Here is a 22,912-nt window from a genome sequence, read left to right on the forward strand (position 1 = left end):
AAAAGGAATGTCACGGGAGTGTCGCATAACTGTCATGTGCGCTTCCCATAGTGAAGGCATGTTAGAGGAACCACAGGAAACACCGTGACCCAGACCACCCAGCCCAGCCGGCGCCAGCAACACATTACCATTGTTTCCGAGACTTTTCCGCCGGAAATCAATGGCGTGGCCAATACGCTGAGACACCTGTGCCAGGGGCTGATGCAGCGGGGCCACCGGGTAACTGTGGTCAGGCCCCGCCAGCGTCATGAGCTCACCGGCTCCGTGGCCAGTGCCGGTGATGCCCTGTTCAATGAAGAGCTCGTGGTTCCGGGGCTGCCGCTGCCCGGCTATGCCGACCTCCGTTTCGGCATCACCAGCGTCCGGCGCCTGACGCGCCTCTGGAAAGAGGAACGCCCGGACGCGGTCTATGTTGCTACCCAGGGGCCGCTGGGCGTGGCGGCGGTCAGCGCGGCAAGACGGATCGGTATCCCGGTCAGCTCCGGTTTTCACACCAACTTCCACCAGTACAGCCGCTACTACGGCATCGGCGCCCTGGAACGGGTGCTTTGCGCCTACGGCCGCTGGTTCCATAACCGTACGGATGTAACCCTCGTACCCACCCGCAAGATGCAGCAGGTGACCCGTGCCATGGGGATTCCGGCCACCGGCCTGTGGAGCCGGGGCATCGACTGCAACCGGTTCTCCCCCCACAAGCGGGATAACGAGCTTCGCAAGCAATGGGGACTGGCGCCAAATGACCGGGCGGTGATCTATGTCGGTCGCCTGGCCCCGGAGAAAAACCTCCGGCTGGCGGTGGCCTGCTATGAACGGATCCGGGGACTGCACCCCAATTCCCGGTTCATCCTCGTTGGCGACGGCCCCCTGCGTCGCGAACTGAGCGAACGCCATCCCGAGTACCTGTTCTGCGGTATCCGTCGCGGTGAGGAGCTAGCGAAATTCTACGCATCCGGGGACCTGTTCCTGTTCCCGAGCAAAACCGACACGTTCGGCAACGTGGTGCTGGAAGCCATGGCAAGCGGCCTGGCGGTGGTGGCGTTTGACGATGGCGCGGCCAGTGAACACCTCCGGAACGAGGAGAACGGCCTGAAAGTCGCCCTCGAGGATGACGAGGGCTTTGTCGACTGCGCCCTGAGGCTGGCTGACCAGCCGACGCTGCTTGGCCGTCTGCGTAACCAGGCCCGGCTCGATGCACTGGAACTCAACTGGTCAGCCCAGATCGAACAGTTCGAACAGCTGGTCCTGAACCCGGAAAACAAGGCGGGGTACCATGCCCTCAACAAGCAAAGCATCTCGATTCTTTGAGCGGGCCGACCAGCGGGAATTCCTGCTGTGCCAGGCCATCAACCGGTCGGCCCGGTTCCGGCCGCTGCTGGGCTACTTCCGCACGGTCAGCCGGCTGGGCGATGGCTGGTTCTGGTACGCGCTGATCCTGACACTGCCGCTGCTCGAACCAGCTACCGGACCCGGCCTGGCCCTGTTAATGGCCATAACGGGGCTGACCTGCACAATCACCTACAAGCTGCTGAAACGGTGGCTGATCCGGGAACGGCCGTTCATATCCTTCCCGTCCATCAACTGTGGCACGCCGCCCCTGGACCGCTACAGCTTTCCCTCCGGCCATACCCTCCATGCCGTCTGCTTCCAGGTCATGCTGATGGCCGCGCTACCCGGGCTGGCGCTATATATCCTGCCTTTCACCCTGAGCGTTGCCGCCTCGCGGGTGGTCCTCGGCCTGCATTATCCCAGCGATGTGGTTGCCGGCGCGCTGATCGGGGGCACCATCGGCTACCTGTCGATCCACCAGTTACTCGGGATTGCCATCGCGATTATCGCCGGCTGATCAGTCGAACAGCCTAAGCTGGGTCACAGGCGCGTCATCATTGCGGAACCGCACCCCCACCCCGAGCAACCGGACCGGGCGCTCCGTGTTCGTGACCAGTTCATCCAGCAGGGGCTGATAATCGGCGACCCCGGGCTCGGCTAAGTGCTCACGGACCCGCTCCAGGGTGTGGGTGGAAAAATCACTGTACCGGATCTTGATAAACAGCTTGTGGATCGGCTTGCTGCGGCCCTTGCGGCTGAGCCGGAGGTTGAGGTCGGCCACCAGTGCGGGCATGACCGACTCGCAAGCGCTCTTGTCCGGCAGATCCTGGGAAAAGGTACGCTCGACACTCACCGACTTGGCGATACGGGACACCACCACCGGCCGGTCGTCCCGGCCATGGGCCATCTCGTGCAGGCGATAGCCCTGCTTGCCAAACCGGTCCAGCAGCACATCCGCCCCCAGCGCCTGCATGTCACCGCAGGTCTTTACCCCCAGGGCATGGAGCTTGGAGGCGGTCACCTGCCCCACTCCGAACAGCTTTTCCACGGGCAGGTCACGGACAAACTCCTGCACCCGGTCCGGGGTGATGACAAAGAGGCCGTCGGGTTTCTGCCAGTCGCTGGCAATCTTGGCGAGGAACTTGTTGGGCGCCACCCCGGCGGAAACGGTGATTCCCACCTCACGGTGGATGCGCTCCCTCAGATAACGGGCCATGAGGGTACCGCTGCCTTTATGGTCGGAGACATCAGACACATCCAGGAAGGCCTCATCCAGGGACAGGGGCTCCACCAGGTCAGTCAGCTCCCGCAGGATATCCATCACCTGGCGCGAGACCGCCCGGTACTTGCCCATGTCCGGCGGTACCGTCACCAGACCGGGGCACAGCCGGCGGGCTTCGCTACCGGGCATGGCCGAACGGACGCCGAAGGCGCGGGCCCGGTAATTACAGGTGGTTACCACGCCCCGGCCACCCTCGCCACCCACGGCCAAGGGAACATCCCGCAGGCTGGGGTCGTCTCGCATTTCCACGGCGGCGTAGAAGCAATCACAATCCACATGGATGATCTTGCGCTGGGGCATGGTCAGGGGGCTCGCGTCCACACTCTGTACATATATACAGCCTTGTATATTACGCTAACATGCCGAGAATGTCAGGGAACTCCAACAACACTACCCAGGACTACCGCGAGGCCCCATGAGCAACCCGATCCCCGAATCCGAACGCACTGAAATTGAAGCGGCGGCCTTCCGCCGTCTGGTCAAGCACCTGCGGGACAACACCGAGGTACAAAACATCGATCTGATGAACCTGTCTGGGTTCTGCCGCAACTGCCTGTCAAAATGGTACCGGGCCGAGGCCCAGGAGCGCGGTTTCGAGCTTTCCGATCCGGATGCCCGGGAAGAAATCTACGGCATGCCCTACGAAGAATGGAAAGAGCGCTACCAGATCGGCCCGAAGCAGGATCACAAGTAATGAACGTGAACGAGGCGGTGCGAATCCATCTGGCGGCGCTGGAAGCCGGCCACAGCGATTTCGATGACACCCTGGCGTTGATCGAACGCTACTTCGAGTACCAGCCGACCGGCTTTCACAACGGCCCCCTGTTCAATGCCGCCGGAGAGAACGCCGGTTCCTGCCGGGTGTTCGGGCTCGGGCGTCACTGCAATCTCGGTGAATCCGAAACCCTGCGCCTGTTTGCCCAGCATTACCAGCAGGTCCTGGATGAGCCCGCCGGCGACAGCCACGGCAATATCCGCCAGTTCATCAGCACCGGCTGGTCCGGCATCCGCTTCGACGGCGAACCACTGCGACCTCACACTGCGCCCGATACCAAGGAAGAGACACCTTCATGACCGATACCGCCAGCACCGGGGTACAACAGAGTTTCCAGTTCAAGAGCGCGAACATCTCGCTGACAGCCCTTGAACTCTATTACTTTGATAACGACGAGTTCGAGACCAACCTCCGGGAGAAGATCAACCAGGCGCCGGGGTTCTTCAAGGACATCCCGCTGATCATCAGCCTGGAGCGGTACGAAGGTCTGGACAGCGAACTGGATTTCTTCAAGATCATCGGTACCTGCCGACGGCACAACATCCAGGTGATCGGCGTGCGTGGCGGTAATGAAGACCAGCGCCGGTTGGCCCGGGGGGCGTCACTGGCACTGCTGCCAGGCTCCAGCCAGCGGGAGAAGCCCCAGGAGCCGGAGGCGGCAGCCGAACCGGAGAGCGAGCCGCAGACCGGTCAGCCCGGCGGCCCGGCACCGGCCCGGATCATCAGCAACCCCGTCCGTTCAGGCCAACAGATCCATGCGCCGGAAGGCGACGTGATCGTGCTCGGTCCGGTGCAGGCAGGTGCGGAAATCCTGGCGGCGGGCAACATTCATGTCTACGGCCCGCTTCGGGGTCGGGCCCTGGCCGGAATCCACGGCGGCGAATCCGCCCGGATTTTCTGTCAGTCACTGGAAGCAGAGCTTGTGTCCATCGCCGGACACTATAAAATCTCCGAAGATCTTCAGGACAACGGCTGGAAAAACGCTGTGCAGATCCAGCTCAGGGACGACCTGCTGGTGGTAACGCCACTGGACAAGGCCTGATGTTTACAACCAACAATAACGACCAAGAAGACACGACGAATCCACCGCGAAACAGGAACTGAACCTTGGCTAAAATCATTGTCGTAACCTCAGGAAAAGGCGGCGTTGGCAAGACCACCACCAGCGCCTCAATCAGCACCGGCCTTGCCAAGCACGGTCACAAGACCGTCGTTATCGATTTCGACGTGGGACTGCGCAACCTGGATCTGATCATGAATTGCGAACGCCGGGTCGTGTATGACTTCGTCAACGTTATCCAGGGCGAAGCCTCACTGAACCAGGCCCTGATCCGGGACAAGCGGGTAGATACGCTCTACATCCTCCCCGCCTCCCAGACCCGGGAAAAAGAAGCCCTGACCCGCGAAGGCGTGCAAAGGGTCATCAACGAGTTGTCGGAAACCTTCGACTACATCGTCTGCGACTCCCCGGCCGGTATTGAGCACGGCGCCCTCATGGCCCTGTACCATGCCGACGAGGCCATCGTGGTGACCAACCCGGAAGTCTCCTCCGTGCGTGACTCCGACCGCATCCTGGGCATTCTCCAGAGCAAGTCCCGGCGGGCGGAAATGGGTATGGACCCGGTGAAGGAGCACCTGTTGCTGACCCGTTACAACCCGGACCGGGTTTCCAAGGGCGAAATGCTGTCCGTGGGTGATGTGGAAGAAATCCTGGCCATCCCGTTGCTGGGCGTGATTCCCGAAAGCCAGGTGGTGCTCAATGCCTCCAACCAGGGCTTGCCGGTCATTCTCGAAGAAGACAGTGATGCCGGCCAGGCCTATGAAGACGCCGTGGCCCGCCTGTTGGGGGAGGAGCGGGAGCATCGCTTCATGAACGCCCAGAAGAAAGGGTTCTTCACGCGGATGTTCAAGGGAGGCTAAGGGATGAGTTTCCTCGATTATTTCAGGAGCAAGAAGAACGCAAGCGCCAGTGTCGCCAAGGAGCGTCTGCAGATTATCGTGGCCCATGAGCGGGGCCAGCGGGAGCAGCCGGACTACCTGCCCCAGCTCCAGCAGGAGCTGCTGCAGGTCATCCGCAAATATGTGCAGATTTCCGATGACATGGTGCAGGTCGAAGTGGACCGCAATGAACGATGTTCGGTACTGGAGCTCAACGTCACGCTACCGGAAAAATAGCCCGGCCCCGCTACCAGCGGGCGAAGTGATCCTCCATCAGTCCCCGTAGTCCTGCTACGGGGATTTTCGTTCCCGCCTCATCAGTAACCGTGCCGTTGAAGGTGCCCACGTACTGGCGAAAATTCGATGCCACGATGCCCGCATTGAGCTTCTCCTTGCGCACCCCCGCCGGCACAAAATTCAGATCCACCCGACCATCCGTCGTCGTTACATGCCAGTCGCTGCCCAGCCGGTAACGGTCAAAGGAAAACCTCGCCGCCTCCAGCTTCGAACAGACGCCGTCCAGCCATAGGGCGTTTTCCGTCATTCCGGTTTCGTTGACACCGGCGGCCAGGTTCAGCCCGAATGACCGGCCGTCCTCCAGCACACCCGCGATGGCTGCCCAGTTCCAGGCGGTTTCCCGGCGCATGAAGCCGCAACTCCAGTCGATGGAACCCCGGACCTTGTCATCGCAACGCCAGATCTGGTGGTCCCAGCGGACTTCACCTTCCACTTTCAGGCCGGCGGACTTGCGGGTAAACACCCAGCCGTTGTAGCCCGCCGGGCATACCAGGCGCAGCGGATCGTGATCTTCCCGCAGCTCCAGATCGATGCGGATTCCGCCCGGCGCCGACACCGAAACATTGCGCCCGCCGGTCGCCGGCGCAATGTGCAGGTCCACCTCCCCCTTTTGGAAACGGGCCAGGCCATGCTCGGGGTAGGGCTCAAGATGTGTTCCCATGGCCAGCGGCTGCAGGAATGACCGTTCCAGCATGGTTCCGGATTCGAAATCGTACAGATAGAAGAAGCCATTTCCGAGCAGCTTCAGATCCACCAGGGCCATACCGAACACCCAGCCAGGGCCCATGGCACTGACGAACTGGAACTGGTTGAACCGCCACCGGCGCGCCAGTCGCGAGCGGGGCCGGTCCATGACCGAACGCAGGTCATAGTCCAGGTAGTTGATGGTATCTACCGGTTCACTGAGCACCCCGGCAGGAACTCGTCCCTTGTCGTCAATCAGCTTTTTCATGGTCATAGCGGTCGTCAGATCGGGCCAATTCGCGGAACCATCAGCCAGTGGAGTTACCTGGTTCACAATCCCCTGTGTTCGTGCCTTTGCCGGCCTTTACCCCATGCTAGACTCGGCGGCATCGTCTTCAAGGAAGTGTACTCTATGAGAAGTTCAAGAGCCCATGGGTTTGCAGGCCGGGGCGTTGTCTTTGCGGGGATGGTCTGCACCTGGATGCTCGCTGCCCTGCCCAGTGCTGCGATGGCGGCAGAACTGCCCGATGAGCAGAACGCTGACTGGGAGCTGCGCACGGAAACCGACAACATCCGGATCTATACCACCGGGCAGCCCGATTCGAAATTCAAGGCCTTCAAGGCGGTTGCGATGCTTGATGTCCCGATCGAGAACCTGATGGCGGTGATGATCAACCCGGCCTCCTGCACCGAATGGGTCCACAACTGCAGCGAATCCTATGCTTTCGGCGAGGGCGACTTCCATGACCGCTACGCCTACTCGGTGAACGATATGCCCTGGCCGGTGGCGGACCGGGATTACGTCCTGCGGATCCGCACCCGGGGTGACCGTGCCAGTGGCGAGGTCATCATGGACCTGAATGCCACCCCCGACCTGCGGGCCGAAAGCAGCAACCGTATCCGGGTCGACCGTTCGGATACCCTGTACCGTTTCATCCCCGAGGGCGACAGCACCCGGATGATCTGGGTTCAACACACGGATCCCAACGGTGCCCTGCCCGGATGGCTAGTCAATTCCCTGCTGGTGGACATTCCGGTGCGCTCCATGCAGGCCCTTGAAGACGTTGCCCGCGCGCCCCGGTACCAGGGATTCGAGCTGGTCTGGGACGAACAAGGCAAGCTGAAGGATGTGGTGCGTTCGGATTCGTGAGGGATGACGCCCCCCGAAACACGCGCTAAGCTTTACGGAAAAGGACAGCAACAAGAGGCAGGCCTCACCCGATGACCGTTCTCGCCCACGAGATCATGACCCCCAGCATCAAAGCCGTACCCCAGAACTGGACGATGGACCGTCTGGCCCGCTTCCTCACCGATAACGAAATCACCGGCAGCCCCGTTACCGACGACAACGGGGAAATCGTCGGCATTGCCACCCTCAAGGACATCACCGAATTCCGCTGGAATGCGAGCCGATCGGACACCGGCTCCCGCCTGACCCCGGAGGAGGAAATCGAGGCACGGCGCCTGCGCATGGCCATTTTCGAGGAGATGGGCAAGGTCCCGGTGGAAGTCCGCGATATCATGACCCCGATCGTATTATCCGTTGACGAGCAGACGCCGGTGCGAGACATTGCCAATATCATGATGCGTGAGCACCTGCACCGGATCTTTGTCACCAGCGATTCAAGAATTACCGGTATCATCACGACCTACGACATGCTCAAGCTGATATCGGACAAGGAACTGACGCAGCGCTGCGCCGAGAACGACTGAGCCACCAAAAAGGTAGCCTCCCCTATGCCAAGAGCACCGCAAGCTCGGAAAAAGATGTACGTCCTCGACACCAATGTCCTGATCCACGACCCCAACGCCCTCCTCAACTTCGAAGAACACGATGTCATTATCCCGATGACCGTCCTGGAAGAGCTGGACAGCCTCAAGTCCGGCAAGCAGACGGTCGCCGCCGATTGCCGCCAGGCCATCCGGAACATCGACAAGGTCCTGGGCGATGCCAGCCCGAAAGAAATCGAGAAAGGTGTGCCGATCGTGCGGGGCAAGAAAGCCGCTCCCCTGGGCAAGCTGCTGATCCTGATGAGCACCGAGCATCTGGACTCCCATTCACTGCCCGAGCACCTGAACGACAACAAGATCATCAATACCCTGGCCGCGCTCCAGAACCGCCACAAGTCCCGGGATATCATCCTGGTGAGCAAGGACATCAACATGCGCCTGAAGGCGCGCGGATTCGGGGTCGAAGCCCAGGATTACCACAATGACCAGTTGCTCGATGATATCGACCTGTTGCCCAAGGGCTATCACGAGTTCAGCAACTCCTTCTGGGACAACATCGAGAAGGTGGAAACCGTGCAACGGGAAGGGGTCACCGAGCACATCCTGCGCCGGGAAGGACCTCTGGCCAAGATCAACATCAACGAGTTCGTACTCGATGAGCAGGGTTTTGTCGGCAAGGCGGTGGATCTGGACGAGGAACGCATCATCATCCGGGACCTGCACCAGCATGACCTGATGAACGAGGAAGTCTGGGGACTGGTACCCCGGGACATCTACCAGGCCATCGCCCTGAACCTGCTGCTGGACCCGGATGTCCACATGGTTAACCTGACCGGCTCTGCCGGCTCGGGCAAGACCATCCTGGCCCTGGCCGCGTGCATCGAGATGACCGTTGCCAGCAAGCTGTACAAGCGCATCATTGCCACCCGCTCCACCCAGGGCCTGGACGAGGACATCGGTTTCCTGCCCGGCACCGAAGCGGAGAAGATGGAGCCCTGGCTGGGCGCCATCGTGGACAACCTGGAGGCGCTGCACGAGGACGACGAGAACATGACCGCCTCGGTGGACTACATCCTCAGCAAGGTCCCGCTGCACTTCAAGTCCATGAACTACATCCGCGGCCGCAGCTTCCAGCACAGCCTGATCATCATCGACGAGTGCCAGAACCTGACGCCGCACCAGATCAAGACCATCATTACCCGGGCCGGCAACGGCTCCAAGGTGATCTGCCTGGGCAACCTGGCTCAGATCGATACGCCGTACCTGAGCGCCCTCAGTTCCGGCCTCACCTACATGACCGAACGCTTCAAGGGCTTCCGCCATGGCGCCCACGTTCACCTGCAGGGTGTTCCCCGTTCGGTCCTCGCGGAGTATGCCGAAGCCAATCTCTGACCCACGGCCCTGTTGACCCTGGCGACATGCGCCAGGGTCGATCCTGCCATCGCCGGCCGTTTGTTATCGAACTAATGTGATCCCTATCCCAAACGTGACACATCGTAATAACAAATGACAAAGGCGATACCATGCGAAACCTCATCCTGTTCACCCTTGCCGGGCTATCGGCCGCAGCCCTCAGTGGCTGCGGTGGCGATTCTTCCGGGAATGCCACAACCGACGTCCAGAGCCAACAGAAAGAGCCGGTTGTCAGCAGCGCCAGCCCCAGCCACTACAAGCGCCCACTGCCGGACAGCGACGCGGAACTTGCGGCCGCCTCCTGCTCCGAAGGCACCGACCTGACCGGTGGTCGCAGCTACCGGGTGCAGATGCCCTCCCGGGTTGATGGCGCCGCCATCGTGTTCCAGGTGTTCGAACCAACCCAGTTTGACTGCCAGACCCATCACCCCCTGATCCTGCAGGGACACGGTTTCAGTGGTTCCCGCTCGACCGAAGCGGGCAGCGATCCGCTGGCCCCCATAGAACCCCTCATTGATGCGGGCTATGCGGTCATCAGCATCGACCAGCGCGGTCACGGGGAAAGCGGCGGTACCATCCGGGTGATGGACCCGGACCTGGAGGGACAGGACCTGGTGCAGATCGTGGACTGGGCCGAGGCCAACCTGGATTACCTGAAATACGAGCGGGACAACCTGCTGCTGGGTGGCGTCGGTGGCAGTTACGGTGGGGGCTTCCAGTACCTGCTGTACAACGTCGATCCGGACCAGCGCATGGATGCCATGGTGCCCCACATCACCTGGCATGACCTCACCTACAGCCTGAACCCGGGAGACGTCACCAAGAACTACTGGCTGGCCTTCCTGTCGGTGATGGGAGACAGCCAGACCGGCCTGTCCATGGACCCGTACCTGCGCAGCTCCCTGGTCGACGGCATTGCCACCGGCTTGTTCCCGGACAGCGCCCTGGACTTCCTCCACTACCACAGCCCGAGCTACTTCTGGCAGAACGAGCGCGATCTTGCCCTGCTGGACAGCGGCAACACCGACGATTACCTGCTGGAGTCGATCACCGGGCAGCTCCCTCTGACCAGCGACGGCCGCTACATCGTCAAGACACCGCCCCGTGCCCCCTACCCGGTGGACGTGCTGATGTTCCAGGGCATGCGTGACAGCCTGTTCCCGTTCAACGAGGCGGCGGAGAATTACCGGATCCTCAAGGCCGCCGGCGGTGACGTCCGGCTGCTGACCTACCCGTTCAGCCACCATTACCTGGCCCCGAACGTCGGCCTGATCCAGGAAACCCTGGCCAACCTCACCTTCTACAGCGGTGAGCTGCCGACCCTGGCCACCGGCGACCTCAATGCCCTTGCCCGATGCGGTGACATCAGCGCCAACCAGGCCGCGGTGGCCTGGTTCAATGAGAAACTGCTTGGCCGTGGCAACGCCAACAATGTCATCACCACCGGTGACCAGATCTGCTACACCCTGGCTCCGGGCGACGCCATCTCGGCGCCGGGGATCACCACCGGCGGCACCACCTTCGAGGTCGGCTTTGATCTGCTGGGCACTCCCCTGCCTGCGACGGTAATGCTTGGTGCCGCAGGCCTTGCACCGACGGTGGTACCGCTGGAAACCCTGGAATCGGAGGCAGTTGTTGCCGGCATTCCCACGGCGGATCTGAGCATCGGCACCGGACTGCCGGATCTGGATAGCCAGTGCCTGGAGAGTTCCGACCCGATCCTGCATGCAGGCACCTGCGACAGCATTGTCTTTGCCGGTATCGGCGTGATTCGCCAGAACCAGCTGGCGCCGGAGCTGATCGATGAACAGGTGCATCCCCTGCGCGGCCTGGGCCAGCATACCGTGGAGCTAACCGGCATTGCCGAGCGGCTCAACCCCGGGGATCAGCTGGTACTGATGCTGTATGGTCAGCACCCGACCTTTGCCGGCGCGTTCTCCCGGGATCCGGTGGTGCCGGCGGTGCAGGTGACCGGCGAGGTGGCGCTGCCGCTGCTCAGCGCAGATGGCCAGTCACCCCTGGCGGAAGCCCAAAACGACTGAGGTCACCGCCCCGGACAGGGCTCAGTCCTTGAACTGGGCCTTGTCCAGGCCGTGCTTTTTCATCTTGTCGTAGAGAGTCTTGCGGGCAATGCCAAGCTGAACCATGGTGTCCTTGATGCTGCCGTGGCAGGCGTTGAGGGCACTGACTATCGCCGTGCGCTCGAAACTGTCCATCATCTCGGCCAGAGTCTGGCGGCCTGAGATATCGCCCTCGCTGCCGGGCTCATTCTCATCCAGGGCGGCCGGTCCAAGCAGGACGTAACGTTCCGCCAGGTTCCGCAGTTCCCTGACATTCCCCGGCCAGGACCGCTGCATCAGGCGGGCCGCCTGGCCGGCATCCAGGGGCACGCTCTCCCGGTCATAGCGGGCGGCGGCAATCAGCACGAAGTGGTGGAACAGCAAAGGGATGTCCTCCTTGCGTTCCCGCAACGGCGGGATATCCACCTTCACCACGTTCAGCCGGTAATACAGGTCGGCGCGGAACTCCCCGTCATCACTGAGTTTTTTCAGGTCTGCCTTGGTCGCGGCAATGATGCGCACATCCACATCCTGCACCTGGTTGCTGCCCAGGCGCTCGACCTTCTGCTCCTCCAGCACCCTCAGCAACTTGATCTGCAGGGGCATGGGCATGCTTTCCACCTCGTCCAGGAACAGGGTGCCTTTGTGCGCGTGCTCGATCTTGCCGATCCGCCGCTTGTCCGCCCCGGTGAAGGCGCCGGCTTCATGGCCGAACAGCTCGCTCTCGATCAGGTTCTCCGGCACCGCACCGCAATTGATGGCGACGAAATTGTGGGCGCTACGCGGGCTGTTTTCGTGGATGTAACGGGCCATGGCATCCTTTCCGGAACCGGTCTCACCGTGCAGCAGGATGTTGGCGGAGATATCCAGGATGGGATCGATGGTCGCCATCACCTTCTGCATGGACGGCGAATCCCCGAGGATCCGCGGTCCCGGTTTGGCCATCTGCCGCAGCTGGGCTTTCAGCCGCCGGTTTTCCAGCGCCAGGTGTCGTTTTTCCAGGGCGTGGCGCAGCAGCTCGATCAACTCCTCATGATCAAAGGGCTTCTCGATGAAGTCGTAGGCGCCCTGCTGCATGGCGGTGACCGCGGTACTGATGTCGCCCTGACCGGTGAGGATGATGACCGGAATGCTGTCATCCACCGCCCGGACCTGCTCCAGCATTTGCAGGCCATCCATGCCGGGCATGTTGTAGTCGCACAGGACGATGCCCTCGAAGTCCGCCGTGATGGTTTTCAGGGCCTCCGCCGCGCCTTCGAAACAGGACACTGGCAAATCCTCGAGGGTCAGGGTCTGGGCCATGGCCTGGAGAATGTGCGGGTCATCATCCACAAAGATTACCGAGGGTTGTGTCATTCCGTTGCCTCCCGCTGTTGCAAGGTCAGTACAAATTCCGCGCCGGGGCCGTCCGGGCGGTTCCGCCCGGTAAGGGTGCCACCCAGGGCGTCGACGATCTGCCGAGAAATGGACAGGCCAAGCCCCAGTCCCTGCTTGACCGACTTGGTGGTAAAGAAAGGTTCAAAAATCTGCTCGGTGTTTCCCGGCAGCCCGTAACCGTTATCCCGCACCGTACAGCGCCAGTGGCCGTCGACCACTTCCACATCGATGGTGATCACCGGCGCCTCGCGCTCTTCCACGGCCTGTGCCGCATTGGCCAGCAGGTTCACCATCACCTGCTCGATCCGTATCAGGTCGCCGTGGCACATCACCGGCTGTTCCGGACGGTTCCACCGGATATCGATACCGGCACTGTTCTTCTGGGCCTTGATGATTTTCAGGGCCGCATCCACCGACAGGCGCAGATCCACCACCGACGGCGGCCCTTCCGACTTGCGGGCAAACACCTTGAACTGCCGGGTGAGCTCCGCCATCTTGTCGCACAGGGTGATAATTTCAGACAAGTTGGCGTCCACCATATCCGTGGCCCCCTTCTCCAGAAAACGGCGGCTGTTGCGGGCATAGGTCTGGATGGCCGTCAGCGGCTGGTTCATTTCGTGGTTCAGTCCCGCCGACATCTGCCCCAGCACCGCCAGTTTGGCGGCCTGGATCAGCTCCTGCTGGGTTTCCCGAAGCTCGCTCTGGGTCCGTTCCCGTTCACTGATTTCCTCCAGCAACTGCTGATTGGAGTGCTCCAGATCCCGGGTGCGCTCGGCCACCCGGCGCTCCAGCTGTTCTCCCCGCAGGGCCAGCTCTGCTTCCCGCCGGTAACGCTCCCGCAGATACAGCCAGGCCAGCAGGACACCGACGTAGATGGCAAAGCCGGCAACCAGAAAGCCCAGCCGGGTCCACAGCACCGGAGCAGTCGACACCATGACCTGCAGCGTCCAGTCCAGTCTTGGTAACGGGGTCCGGACACTCAGGTATTCCTGGTTGCCCTCGGGAGTGCGGAACCGGATTTTCGACGATTGCTCTGACACCCCCCAGGGCCGCCCCAGTTCCACAATCTGCATGGGGTTCAGTTCGCGCTCCGGATAACGCTGCCGAGTTTCCAGCGGCAACGCGCCGTTGCTTCCCCCGGAAAAGTCCCGGTACAGCCAGGCAGGCCGACTGGCCAGGAAGCTGACACCGAACTGGTCCAGCACCACCATTTCCGCCTCGCTCAGGGACGCCGGCCGATGCCACTGGGACTCCAGTTCATGCACCAGCACCTTGACCGCAATGACACCGGCGATCTCGCCACCGTCGCTGCGCACGGGATGGGAAAAGTACAGGCCACGGACCCCGGACATCAGCCCGAGGGCAAAATAGATTGCCGAGTCACCGCTGGCCATGGCATCCGAGAAGTAGGGCCGGAAATCGAATCTCCGGCCGACAAAGCTGTCTTCCTGCTGGTAGTTATTGGCGGCGATGGTCAGGCCACTGGTATCCATCAGGTAGACATCGGAACTGCCAACGATCGTCGCCATCCTCTGCATTTCCTCATTGGCATCGAGAATGGTCCGGGGATCCTCCGGATTCTGCAGCGCCCGCGCCATCAGCGGATGCTCGGCCATCAGTTCCGGAATGGGGAGGTAGCGATTGAGCTCATTGGCCACCAGCTGTCGGTAGCGAAAGGATTCTTCCAGGCTCTCCTGCTCCACCTGACGATAGCCGGCCCAGCCACCCAGCACCCAGGACAGGCCGAGGGTGATCAGCAAGAGCAGGACAGCACCGATTCGCAAAGGCATGGCAGAGAGTTCCGAAAAAAGCGCTAGCCTAGCGCTCCGACCGGACCGGCACAACCGGGGCTGTGCCGGCCGGTCAGAATGCGGCTCAGGCCATCAGGATACCGCGGGCGCGAGCCGGGCCCGGCGCTGACGCTGCATCAGGAAGGCCAGCACCGCTGCGGCCACACCGCCAAGGTCGGTCCAGAGCCCGCCCTCGATCATCAGCAAGGCCGCACCGATCAGCAGCAGACGGGTGAACCAGGGCGCAGCCACCTTGGCGAACCAGCCCATGACACCACCGGAGAGCAGGTAAACACCGAAAGTGGCCGTGACCAGGGCGCGGGCGATCTCGAACCAGCCAGCTTCCATCAACAGTGCGTCGTTGTAGAAGAACATGAACGGCACGATGAACGCGGCAATACCAATCCGGAACGAGGCGACCGACGTTTCCATGGCGTTAGCGCCGGAGATACCGGCTGCAGCGTAGGACGCCAGGGCCACCGGCGGCGTGATGGCAGAAACCACCGCGAAATAGAACACGAAGAAGTGGGCGGTGAGCGGCTCGATGCCCAGCTGCACCAGACCCGGTGCCACTACCGACGCGGCCACCGCATAGGCAGCGGTCGTGGGCATGCCCATGCCCAGCAGAATGGAGATGAACATCGCAAAGATCAGCGCCAGCAGGTTACTGTGCTCAGCTACGTCCAGCAGCAGCACCGAGAAACGCGCACCGACACCGGTCAGGGAGATGACCCCGACGATGATACCGGCGGCGGCACAGACCACGATGATCTGGATCGCCATGATCGACGCTATATCCAGCGCATTCAGGATGGAACGCAGCCCCATCTTGTTCGGGGAAATCCAGCTCACCACCGCCGCAGAGACAGTCGCCAGGGTACCGGCCCGGATCACCGAATAGCCCATGAACAGGGCAACGATGAGGATAATGATCGGAACGAACAGGTAGCACTGCTTCATCAGGCGGCCGAGCTTGGGCAGCTCGTCCTCACGCATGCCGCGCATTCCGGTCTTGGCCGCTTCAAAATCCACCATGAAATAAACGGAAGCGAAATACAGGATGGCCGGGATGATCGCTGCAATGGCAATCTCGGTGTACGGAATGCCGGTGATCTCCGCCATGATGAAGGCACCCGCCCCCATGATCGGCGGCATGATCTGGCCACCGGTGGAGGCAGCGGCTTCCACCGCGCCGGCGGAGGTCTTCTTGTAGCCCACCTTCTTCATCAGCGGGATGGTCAGGGAACCGGTGGACACCACGTTGCCGGCGCTGGTGCCGTTGATCATGCCCATCAGGCCGGATGCGAAAATCGACACCTTGGCGGGGCCACCGCGGGAGCGGCCGGCCGCGGCAAACGCGAAGTTGACGAAGTAATCACCAACCTTGGATGCCTGAAGGAAGGCAGCAAAGATGATGAACAGAATAATGTAGGTGGAGGATACCGCCGTGGTCGGGCCGAGGATACCGGCGTCGGTATACACTTGACTGAAGAAGCGCTTCACACTCAGTCCGGGATAGCCCAGGAAGCCGGGCAGGTAAGGGCCGGCAAACACATAGGCCAGGAACACCAGGCCGATAATCACCAGCGCCATGCCCGCCACGCGGCGGGTCAGCTCAAGAATGAGAGCGGAACCGGCTACAGCCGCAAAAGAAATCCCCACCGGCGAGAACGGCGTACCCGTGGACATCCGGATCGGGGTATTGAACACAACCAGCAGATAGGCCGCCACCGCGACCGAGCACACCATCAGCACCAGGTCCGGCAGGCTGAAACGCCCCCGTCCGCGCTGATGGAACCAGCTCATGACAATGCCTACAGCCGTTGCCGCAATCAGCGGCCAGCCGTAGTGCCAGGTCTCCAGTTCCGGTGCGATGCGCAGCGCGCCATCGTTGAGCATCTGGTGGAAGGCAAAGCTCTGGTAGACCGCGTACAGGGCGGGCAGCATGGCCACGCCGGCGATCCAGGTGGTCCAACGGTGGCGCACCTCGCCTTCCTCTGCCGAAGCAAAACGGGCCCCTGCATACAGCATGAAGCCCAGGAAAAGGGCACCCGCGACGTGGATGATCCGGAAGGACCAGGTCTCCAGCGGCGAAATATTCAGCGTGTACAGATGGAATGACGAGTAGGCAATGGTCAGCAGTGTGACGAGTTTGAGCAGCCCGCCGTCGAACATGCGACGGTTGGCCTCAACGGGCTCTTCGTCGACGTTATGGGCCAGGACATGGTCTTCGTCCTCGGTAATCCGGGGCGAATGCTGGATTTCGTGTTCAGTGGACATTTTGCAACCTGCTATCGGAAAAGCCGGGCCGGTTCAGAACCGGAAATTGGGGGGCCGTCATGCGGCCCCCTCAGACACAACGGTTACTTGCCGATCTTGCTTTCCGGAATCTCGTAGCCGTTCTCGTTGAACCAGCGTGCTGCGCCCGGATGCCAGGACAGTACGTTGTTCTTGGTGTAGTTCTCCGGGATGGTGGTCCGTGCCGCCTTGTGGATGGAGACCATCTTGTCGTTGTTCTCCATGGTCAGCTTGACCATCTCATACACCAGGCTTTCCGGTGCATCGCAGTTCGCGATGGCGAAGTTCCACATGGATACCACCCTGGACGGCTCTTCCAGGGACTGGTAAGTGCTGGCCGGAATCACGAACTCGGAGACCGGAAACGCCTCGGTGATGGTCTTGGCCTGCTCGTCGGACATGCCGATGATGTTGACGTCGGTCTGGACTTCCAGCTGGCTGACCGCAGGAATGGGGATACCGGCGGCAAAGGCCACCACGTCGATCAGACCATCCTGCAGCTGACCACCCAGATCGGACCAGCTGCCATTACGGCGCTCGAAGTCCACTCCCAGGGTTTCCATCATGCGCGGGAAGTAGGTGTCAGAGGTGGAACCGGAGGGACCGAAACCGATGGTGGCACCGTCCGGAATCTCGTCGATGGAGGTGATGCCGGAACTGGCCAGGGTGGTGATGGAGAACGGTGTTTCATACATCGGGAACATGGCACAGACGTTGTCCATCGCCATGCCCGGAGCCAGCGGGCTCTTGCCTTCCAGTGATTCACGGGCCGGCCCCATGGTGGTCAGGCCGAAGCTCAGGTCGCCGGTGTGTACCAGGGCCATGTTCTGCATCGGGCCACCGGTAATCTCGGCGCCACCGGAGATGCCCAGGTTCTCGGCCATGAAGTTGGCCCAGCCTGAACCGTAAGCGAAGTAAGTACCGCCCTGGCTGGCTGTACCAATGGTGAAGCTTTCGGGCCAGTCAGATTTGTCCTGGGCCATGGCCGGGCTGGCGATGGCGGCGGAGGCAACGGCTGCTGCCAGAATGGCTTGGATCTTCATAGAGGATGCTCCCCATATCATTTTGGTTGTCGGGTGCTTGACGCGGCCGTCAAAGGCCACGGTGAGTTCTAGTATCAGCAAGGACCGGACCAGCTTCGGAAAATACCTATAAAACATAGTCTTATTGGTCCGGCGCTGAAATGAACGACTCAAGAATGTGTGGATATCCACCCATTACCGGGAGGCAATGGGTGGATATCCATACCTGAGTGTAGACAGTGGAAGGAGGCTCGAAAGGAATTTGACGTAAAGCGGGTCTCTTACCACCGCCCCTGAAGCGTGGCGACAATCCGGCGGCTGCCGGCCCGGTCCCGGTGTTCGCAGAGATAGATTCCCTGCCAGGTACCGAGGGCAAGATGGCCCCGGGACACCGGCAAAGTGAGCGAAGGACCGATCAGCACGCTCTTGATATGGGCCGGCATATCGTCGGGGCCCTCCATGACATGCTCATAGTGAGGCGCATTCTCCGGCACCATGACATTGAAGTGGCGCTCCAGATCCCCGCGCACATCCGGGTCGGCATTCTCGTTGACTGCCAGGGAGGCCGAAGTGTGCTGGATAAACAGGTGCAGCAACCCCATCTCGCAGTTATTCAGGCTCGGGCCCTGGGCCAGCACCTCGTTGGTGACCAGGTGGAAGCCCCGCGGGAGCGGGGCCAGTTCAATGATGGTTTGATCCCAGATCATGGTAACTCCCGAGTTGCGGCCTATTTCTGAAGTTCGTCCCAGGGATGGACCGGCACCACCGCCTCACTGACCTCGGCTTCAAAGGAGCTGCGGAAATAGTCCATGGCCTTCTCGGCTTCGCTGAGTTCGTCGAAGCGGGCGATGTGGTAAATGGCTTCTCCCTCGTTCACCAGCGGCAGGTTATTCACGCAGATCACAATGCCGGAACAGGGCGAGGTAATGGCCACTTCGGTTTCGCCGAAGGGGTCAGCCACCATGGCCAGCTTCTGGCCTTTACGCACCTTCTGCCCGAGACGGGCCACTGGGCGCATGATGCCGTCAAGGTCCGCCCTCACCCACTGGGAGTTGGCAGCAGTTTCCGAACGCTTCTTCGGAGCCTTGGGCCCCTTCTTCGCCGGCACCATTTCCAGTTCCCGCATGACCCGGATCACACCCTTGACGCCGCTGGTGATGACCACGTCATCAAAGCGCAGCGCCTCGCCGCCCTCGAAGGTGATAACCGGTATATCCTGGGAATCGGCGTAGGCCCGCAGGCTACCCTCCCGAAGACTGGCATTGATGATGATCGGGGCACCGAAGGCTTCGGCCATGCGCACGGTTTCGGGGTTCTTCAGCTCCGCCCGGATCTGGGGCAGGTTGAACCGGTGGATGGCGCCGGTGTGCAGGTCAATGATGTGGGTGACCCGCTCCATCAACAAGGTACGCAGCAAATAGGCAATGCGCCCGCCCAGGGACCCGGTTTCACTGCCCGGGAAGCACCGGTTCAGATCCCGGCGATCCGGCAGATAGCGGGTACGCTGGACAAACCCGAAGATATTGACGATCGGCACGGCCACCAGGGTACCGCGCAGGTGCCGCAACGCGGAGTTGGTCAGCACCCGCCGGATAATCTCCACCCCATTGATCTCGTCACCGTGGATGGCACCACACACCATCAGCACCGGACCATCCCGGCGGCCGTGCACTACCTCAACAGGAATGTGCAGCGGCGTGTGGGTATAGAGCTTGGCCACTGGTACCTCAACGGTTTCCCGTGTACCCGCTTTGATCTGGGTGCCCGCAATCTCGAACGGTGCCCGCGCCATGGTTCAGCCCCTTCCCTTGGTTCTGGTTTTCCAGGGCTTCTGGTTCTTTTCGGTCCAGTTGATGATCATGCCCGCCACATTCTTGCCGGTGGCATTCTCGATGCCCTCCAGACCCGGCGAGGAGTTCACTTCCATGACCAGGGGACCGCGACTTGAACGCAACAGGTCGACACCGGCCACGTTCAGACCCATGGACTTGGCCGCCATGATCGCGGTCCGACGCTCCTCCGGCGTGATGCGCACCAGGGAGGCAGTGCCTCCGCGATGCAGGTTGGAACGGAATTCGCCCTCGGCACCCTGTCGCTTCATGGCGGCAATCACCTTTTCACCGATGACAAAGCACCGGATATCGGCACCGCCGGCTTCCTTGATAAACTCCTGAACGAGGATATCCGCTTTCAGGCCCATGAACGCCTCAATGACGCTCTCCGCGGCCTTGCGGGTTTCCGCCAGTACCACCCCGATACCCTGGGTACCCTGCAGCAGCTTGATCACCACCGGTGCGCCACCCACCATTTTTAGCAGCTCAGGCACGTTGTCCGGCTTGTTGGCAAAACCGGTTACCGGCATGCCCAAACCCTTGCGCGCGAGCAACTGCAGCGAGCGCAACTTGTCCCTGCTACGGGTGATTGCCACCGACTCATTGACCGGAAACACACCCATCATCTCGAACTGCCGCAACACTGCCGTGCCATAGAAGGTCACCGACGCGCCAATCCGCGGAATGACCACGTCAAAGCCCTCAAGGAGCTCCTCGTGGTAGCTGATCTGGGGTTTGGCGGAGGTAATGTTCATGGAACAGTGCAGACAATCGATAACCCGCACTTCGTGGCCGCGGTTGATACCCTCTTCCACCAGGCGCCGGGTGGAGTAAAGGTTCTTGTTCCGCGACAGTACCGCTATTTTCATTTATCAGTCCTTATAACCGGCTCACCGGCAAGATAGGAAGCTTCAGGAAGTACCACCGAGCGACCGTCCATGGCGGTGCGCCCCAGTAACATGCGAAATCTCATGGAGTCCCGGTTGGTAAGGGTCATTTCAATGGGCCAGCTCTGATCACCCACCACCACTGTGGTTTGAATGACCAGACGCAGCTCCCGGTGGCCACCGGAATCGGAAACGTTACGCTCGTCCAGAACCTTCGCGTCACACTCCACCACCTGATGCATATCGTTCTGAACCGGATGCACCCAGAAACGGACCCGTCGTTCGCCGTTCTCGGTATAGGGCTCGGTTCGGAACGTGTGCAGGCACGAAGTGCGGGCCCCTGTATCCACCTTGGCCTTGATGCGGGAAATATCCAGGTCCGGCAGCGCAACCCATTCCCGCCAGCCCAGGCTGACCCTTTCCTCCACCGGGACGGACTGCGCCTTATCGGGGGCACCACTTGCTTTTTTTGACATCCGGTAAGTCCCTTTTTTCTTTAGGCAAATCAGACTTAACTATAATCCAAACCTGCCACCCCGGCGAATATCCAAGTCGGTGATTTCATTGCAACAGGGACCGTGATTACCCTTACAGGAGCGTCCCGGAAGAACAGGATACCCAATGACACAGCTGGTCTGGTTCAGAAACGATCTCCGCACGGCCGACAACCCGGCACTCACCGCCGCGTGCAAGACTGACGATACCGTCCGCGCCTGCTACATCCTCACACCGGATCAATGGCAGGAACACGACTGGTCTCCGGCCCGGGTGGCATTCGTGATCGAGCACGCCAACGCCCTGGCCCAAACCCTGGCAAGCCTCGGCATCCCGATGACCTTCCTCTACGGGAACCGCTTCGACGACAGCCTGGACCTCCTGCTGGACCACTGCCGGGAGCACGACGTCACACAAATCCACTGTAACGAGGAATACGGCATCAACGAGCGCCGCCGGGACAAATCCCTGAAACAGCGCCTCGCCGACCTGCCGGTTGAACTGTGCAAATACCGCGACCAGACCGTCGCCCCGGTGGGCGACATCCGCACCGGACAAGGTGACCCCTACTCGGTTTTCACCCCCTTCGCCCGCCGCTGGCGGAGCTGGATCGAGGAAAACTCGCCACAACTGTTCCCGATCCCGGCCGCCCGGGGCGATGCGATCAACCCGGAACGGATTGCAGGTATACCGGAGGAATTCCGGGGCGCTCCGCCCGCCCTGGTGAAGACCGGCGAGGATGCCGCCCACGACCAGCTCGAAAACTTCCTGCAGGAACGGGCAGGCGCCTACAAGGACCAGCGGGACTTCCCCGCCATCGACGGCACCAGCCAGCTGTCGCCCTACCTGGCCAACGGCGTATTGTCCGGCCGCCAGTGCCTGCTGGCCGCACGACAATCCCAGGGTATGGGCGGCAACCAGGAGGGACTCGCCACCTGGACCAACGAAATCGCCTGGCGGGACTTCTACATCCACATCCTCTACCACTATCCGCGGGTCAGCATGCATCGGGCATTCAAGCCGGAAACCGAAGCCCTGGAGTGGAACACTCCCGGTGACAAGTTTGATGCCTGGAAAGAAGGGCGCACCGGCATACCCATCGTCGACGCCGCCATGCGACAGCTCAACGAAACCGGCTGGATGCACAACCGCCTGCGCATGGTCACCGCCATGTTCCTCACCAAGAACCTGTTCATCGACTGGCGCCTGGGCGAGGCCTATTTCATGTCAAAACTGGTGGACGGCTTCCTGGCCTCCAACAACGGCGGCTGGCAATGGAGTGCCTCCACCGGCACCGACGCGGCGCCCTACTTCCGGGTATTCAACCCGGTGACCCAGAGCGAACGCTTCGACCCGGACGGTGACTTTATCCGGCAATGGGTGCCGGAACTGGCAAAGCTGGACGGCAAACGGATCCACGATCCCGGTGCAAAGGGGGGTGTCATTCCAAAAGGGTATCTGAGACCGATTGTCGATCTGAAGGAAAGCAGAAAAGAGGCAATCGCAAAGTTTCAGGCATTAAAAGACTGACTCACAGGTGCGGGCAGTGTTGGCCGAGGCCTGCCCAAAACCCTGCGGAGCCATGGATGGCGGAGCGGAGCCTACAGGGACGTATTCACGGCGTGTTTTGGAAAGCTCAACCCCACGGTGTGCGGGCGGTGAACGAGAGTGGAGCGTACAGGGATGTATTCACAGCGTGTTTTGG

Annotated in this window: 22 protein-coding genes; 12 read left to right on the forward strand and 10 right to left on the reverse strand. The window is 61.3% G+C overall.

The features are described from left to right. Positions 1-84: 84 nt before the first annotated feature. Both ACESMW_RS08170 and ACESMW_RS08175 read left to right on the forward strand, forming a co-directional pair. The gene (locus tag ACESMW_RS08170) at positions 85-1,305 is read left to right on the forward strand and encodes a glycosyltransferase family 4 protein (RefSeq protein WP_372986554.1); all 1,221 of its coding nucleotides are present in this window, start codon (positions 85-87) and stop codon (positions 1,303-1,305) included. Beyond that, positions 1,271-1,843 carry a phosphatase PAP2 family protein gene (locus tag ACESMW_RS08175; RefSeq protein WP_372986555.1) on the forward strand — a complete coding sequence of 191 codons (573 nt, stop codon included), beginning with the start codon at positions 1,271-1,273 and terminating at the stop codon, positions 1,841-1,843. The genes ACESMW_RS08170 and ACESMW_RS08175 overlap by 35 nt, the downstream gene beginning before the upstream one ends. Here the strand turns inward: ACESMW_RS08175 and dinB are convergent, their stop codons facing one another. Then, the gene (gene dinB, locus ACESMW_RS08180) at positions 1,844-2,908 is read right to left on the reverse strand and encodes a DNA polymerase IV (RefSeq protein WP_372986580.1); all 1,065 of its coding nucleotides are present in this window, start codon (positions 2,906-2,908) and stop codon (positions 1,844-1,846) included. 115 nt (positions 2,909-3,023) lie between these two features. Here dinB and ACESMW_RS08185 point away from each other — a divergent pair, with 115 nt between their 5' ends. The 5 genes from ACESMW_RS08185 (at position 3,024) to minE (ending at position 5,558) form a co-directional block, all read left to right on the forward strand. Continuing rightward, positions 3,024-3,302 (forward strand): DUF1244 domain-containing protein, encoded by a 279-nt coding sequence (locus ACESMW_RS08185; protein WP_372986556.1) that lies wholly within the window; start codon positions 3,024-3,026, stop codon positions 3,300-3,302. Next, on the forward strand, positions 3,302-3,682 hold the full coding sequence (locus ACESMW_RS08190; protein WP_372986557.1) for a HopJ type III effector protein: 381 nt from the start codon (positions 3,302-3,304) through the stop codon (positions 3,680-3,682). The genes ACESMW_RS08185 and ACESMW_RS08190 overlap by 1 nt, the downstream gene beginning before the upstream one ends. After that, positions 3,679-4,425: a septum site-determining protein MinC gene (gene minC, locus ACESMW_RS08195; protein ID WP_372986558.1), complete on the forward strand. Its 747-nt coding sequence runs from the start codon at positions 3,679-3,681 to the stop codon at positions 4,423-4,425. Before ACESMW_RS08190 ends, minC begins: the two co-directional genes overlap by 4 nt. 65 nt (positions 4,426-4,490) lie before the next feature. Beyond that, positions 4,491-5,303 (forward strand): septum site-determining protein MinD, encoded by an 813-nt coding sequence (gene minD / locus ACESMW_RS08200; RefSeq protein ID WP_372986559.1) that lies wholly within the window; start codon positions 4,491-4,493, stop codon positions 5,301-5,303. A 3-nt stretch (positions 5,304-5,306) separates the two neighbouring features. Next, the gene (minE, locus tag ACESMW_RS08205; protein ID WP_372986560.1) at positions 5,307-5,558 is read left to right on the forward strand and encodes a cell division topological specificity factor MinE; all 252 of its coding nucleotides are present in this window, start codon (positions 5,307-5,309) and stop codon (positions 5,556-5,558) included. Positions 5,559-5,568: 10 nt separating this feature from the next. On the opposite strand, the gene ACESMW_RS08210 is transcribed toward minE, so the two are convergent. Next, positions 5,569-6,576, reverse strand: coding sequence for a DUF2804 domain-containing protein (locus ACESMW_RS08210; RefSeq protein ID WP_372986561.1), 1,008 nt, complete (start codon positions 6,574-6,576; stop codon positions 5,569-5,571). A gap of 138 nt (positions 6,577-6,714) precedes the next feature. Here ACESMW_RS08210 and ACESMW_RS08215 point away from each other — a divergent pair, with 138 nt between their 5' ends. The 4 genes from ACESMW_RS08215 (at position 6,715) to ACESMW_RS08230 (ending at position 11,488) form a co-directional block, all read left to right on the forward strand. Next, positions 6,715-7,452 (forward strand): START domain-containing protein, encoded by a 738-nt coding sequence (locus ACESMW_RS08215; RefSeq protein WP_372986562.1) that lies wholly within the window; start codon positions 6,715-6,717, stop codon positions 7,450-7,452. 71 nt (positions 7,453-7,523) lie between these two features. Then, positions 7,524-8,015 (forward strand): HPP family protein, encoded by a 492-nt coding sequence (locus ACESMW_RS08220; RefSeq protein WP_113861006.1) that lies wholly within the window; start codon positions 7,524-7,526, stop codon positions 8,013-8,015. A 54-nt stretch (positions 8,016-8,069) separates the two neighbouring features. Next, positions 8,070-9,425 carry a PhoH family protein gene (locus ACESMW_RS08225; RefSeq protein ID WP_092004976.1) on the forward strand — a complete coding sequence of 452 codons (1,356 nt, stop codon included), beginning with the start codon at positions 8,070-8,072 and terminating at the stop codon, positions 9,423-9,425. Between the two features lie 131 nt (positions 9,426-9,556). Further along, entirely contained in the window at positions 9,557-11,488 is a 1,932-nt protein-coding gene (locus ACESMW_RS08230; RefSeq protein ID WP_372986563.1) for a CocE/NonD family hydrolase, read from the forward strand. Positions 11,489-11,509: 21 nt separating this feature from the next. On the opposite strand, the gene ACESMW_RS08235 is transcribed toward ACESMW_RS08230, so the two are convergent. From ACESMW_RS08235 to ACESMW_RS08270, 8 genes are all read right to left on the reverse strand, one after another. Then, complete coding sequence (locus ACESMW_RS08235; RefSeq protein WP_372986564.1) at positions 11,510-12,862, reverse strand: sigma-54-dependent transcriptional regulator; 1,353 nt, start codon at positions 12,860-12,862, stop codon at positions 11,510-11,512. Continuing rightward, positions 12,859-14,673: an ATP-binding protein gene (locus tag ACESMW_RS08240; protein ID WP_372986565.1), complete on the reverse strand. Its 1,815-nt coding sequence runs from the start codon at positions 14,671-14,673 to the stop codon at positions 12,859-12,861. The genes ACESMW_RS08235 and ACESMW_RS08240 overlap by 4 nt, the downstream gene beginning before the upstream one ends. 93 nt (positions 14,674-14,766) lie before the next feature. Continuing rightward, a complete protein-coding gene (locus ACESMW_RS08245) occupies positions 14,767-16,953 on the reverse strand; it encodes a TRAP transporter permease (protein WP_372986566.1) in 2,187 nt (728 codons plus the stop codon). A gap of 83 nt (positions 16,954-17,036) precedes the next feature. After that, complete coding sequence (locus tag ACESMW_RS08250; protein WP_372986567.1) at positions 17,037-18,014, reverse strand: TAXI family TRAP transporter solute-binding subunit; 978 nt, start codon at positions 18,012-18,014, stop codon at positions 17,037-17,039. A gap of 260 nt (positions 18,015-18,274) precedes the next feature. Then, a complete protein-coding gene (locus ACESMW_RS08255; RefSeq protein WP_372986568.1) occupies positions 18,275-18,700 on the reverse strand; it encodes a secondary thiamine-phosphate synthase enzyme YjbQ in 426 nt (141 codons plus the stop codon). 20 nt (positions 18,701-18,720) lie between these two features. Next, on the reverse strand, positions 18,721-19,785 hold the full coding sequence (locus ACESMW_RS08260; protein ID WP_372986569.1) for a succinylglutamate desuccinylase/aspartoacylase family protein: 1,065 nt from the start codon (positions 19,783-19,785) through the stop codon (positions 18,721-18,723). A gap of 3 nt (positions 19,786-19,788) precedes the next feature. Next, the gene (gene rimK, locus ACESMW_RS08265) at positions 19,789-20,694 is read right to left on the reverse strand and encodes a 30S ribosomal protein S6--L-glutamate ligase (RefSeq protein ID WP_372986570.1); all 906 of its coding nucleotides are present in this window, start codon (positions 20,692-20,694) and stop codon (positions 19,789-19,791) included. Then, positions 20,691-21,188, reverse strand: coding sequence for an ATP-dependent zinc protease (locus ACESMW_RS08270; RefSeq protein WP_372986571.1), 498 nt, complete (start codon positions 21,186-21,188; stop codon positions 20,691-20,693). Before ACESMW_RS08270 ends, rimK begins: the two co-directional genes overlap by 4 nt. 145 nt (positions 21,189-21,333) lie before the next feature. On the opposite strand from ACESMW_RS08270, the gene phrB reads away from it, so the two are divergent. Further along, positions 21,334-22,737 carry a deoxyribodipyrimidine photo-lyase gene (phrB, locus tag ACESMW_RS08275; protein WP_372986572.1) on the forward strand — a complete coding sequence of 468 codons (1,404 nt, stop codon included), beginning with the start codon at positions 21,334-21,336 and terminating at the stop codon, positions 22,735-22,737. The last annotated feature ends 175 nt before the right edge of the window (positions 22,738-22,912 follow it).

The sequence above is a fragment of the Marinobacter sp. genome (genome assembly GCF_041690455.1).
Lineage (GTDB): Bacteria > Pseudomonadota > Gammaproteobacteria > Pseudomonadales > Oleiphilaceae > Marinobacter.

Coding starts and splice junctions, on each gene's coding strand:
- ACESMW_RS08175 (WP_372986555.1), top strand. CDS start 1,271: ATGCCCTCAACAAGCAAAGCATCTCGATTCTTTGAGCGGGCCGACCAG.
- dinB (WP_372986580.1), bottom strand. CDS start 2,908: ATGCCCCAGCGCAAGATCATCCATGTGGATTGTGATTGCTTCTACGCC.
- ACESMW_RS08185 (WP_372986556.1), top strand. CDS start 3,024: ATGAGCAACCCGATCCCCGAATCCGAACGCACTGAAATTGAAGCGGCG.
- ACESMW_RS08190 (WP_372986557.1), top strand. CDS start 3,302: ATGAACGTGAACGAGGCGGTGCGAATCCATCTGGCGGCGCTGGAAGCC.
- minC (WP_372986558.1), top strand. CDS start 3,679: ATGACCGATACCGCCAGCACCGGGGTACAACAGAGTTTCCAGTTCAAG.
- minE (WP_372986560.1), top strand. CDS start 5,307: ATGAGTTTCCTCGATTATTTCAGGAGCAAGAAGAACGCAAGCGCCAGT.
- ACESMW_RS08210 (WP_372986561.1), bottom strand. CDS start 6,576: ATGACCATGAAAAAGCTGATTGACGACAAGGGACGAGTTCCTGCCGGG.
- ACESMW_RS08215 (WP_372986562.1), top strand. CDS start 6,715: ATGAGAAGTTCAAGAGCCCATGGGTTTGCAGGCCGGGGCGTTGTCTTT.
- ACESMW_RS08220 (WP_113861006.1), top strand. CDS start 7,524: ATGACCGTTCTCGCCCACGAGATCATGACCCCCAGCATCAAAGCCGTA.
- ACESMW_RS08225 (WP_092004976.1), top strand. CDS start 8,070: ATGTACGTCCTCGACACCAATGTCCTGATCCACGACCCCAACGCCCTC.
- ACESMW_RS08230 (WP_372986563.1), top strand. CDS start 9,557: ATGCGAAACCTCATCCTGTTCACCCTTGCCGGGCTATCGGCCGCAGCC.
- ACESMW_RS08235 (WP_372986564.1), bottom strand. CDS start 12,862: ATGACACAACCCTCGGTAATCTTTGTGGATGATGACCCGCACATTCTC.
- ACESMW_RS08240 (WP_372986565.1), bottom strand. CDS start 14,673: ATGCCTTTGCGAATCGGTGCTGTCCTGCTCTTGCTGATCACCCTCGGC.
- ACESMW_RS08245 (WP_372986566.1), bottom strand. CDS start 16,953: ATGTCCACTGAACACGAAATCCAGCATTCGCCCCGGATTACCGAGGAC.
- ACESMW_RS08250 (WP_372986567.1), bottom strand. CDS start 18,014: ATGAAGATCCAAGCCATTCTGGCAGCAGCCGTTGCCTCCGCCGCCATC.
- ACESMW_RS08255 (WP_372986568.1), bottom strand. CDS start 18,700: ATGATCTGGGATCAAACCATCATTGAACTGGCCCCGCTCCCGCGGGGC.
- ACESMW_RS08260 (WP_372986569.1), bottom strand. CDS start 19,785: ATGGCGCGGGCACCGTTCGAGATTGCGGGCACCCAGATCAAAGCGGGT.
- rimK (WP_372986570.1), bottom strand. CDS start 20,694: ATGAAAATAGCGGTACTGTCGCGGAACAAGAACCTTTACTCCACCCGG.
- ACESMW_RS08270 (WP_372986571.1), bottom strand. CDS start 21,188: ATGTCAAAAAAAGCAAGTGGTGCCCCCGATAAGGCGCAGTCCGTCCCG.
- phrB (WP_372986572.1), top strand. CDS start 21,334: ATGACACAGCTGGTCTGGTTCAGAAACGATCTCCGCACGGCCGACAAC.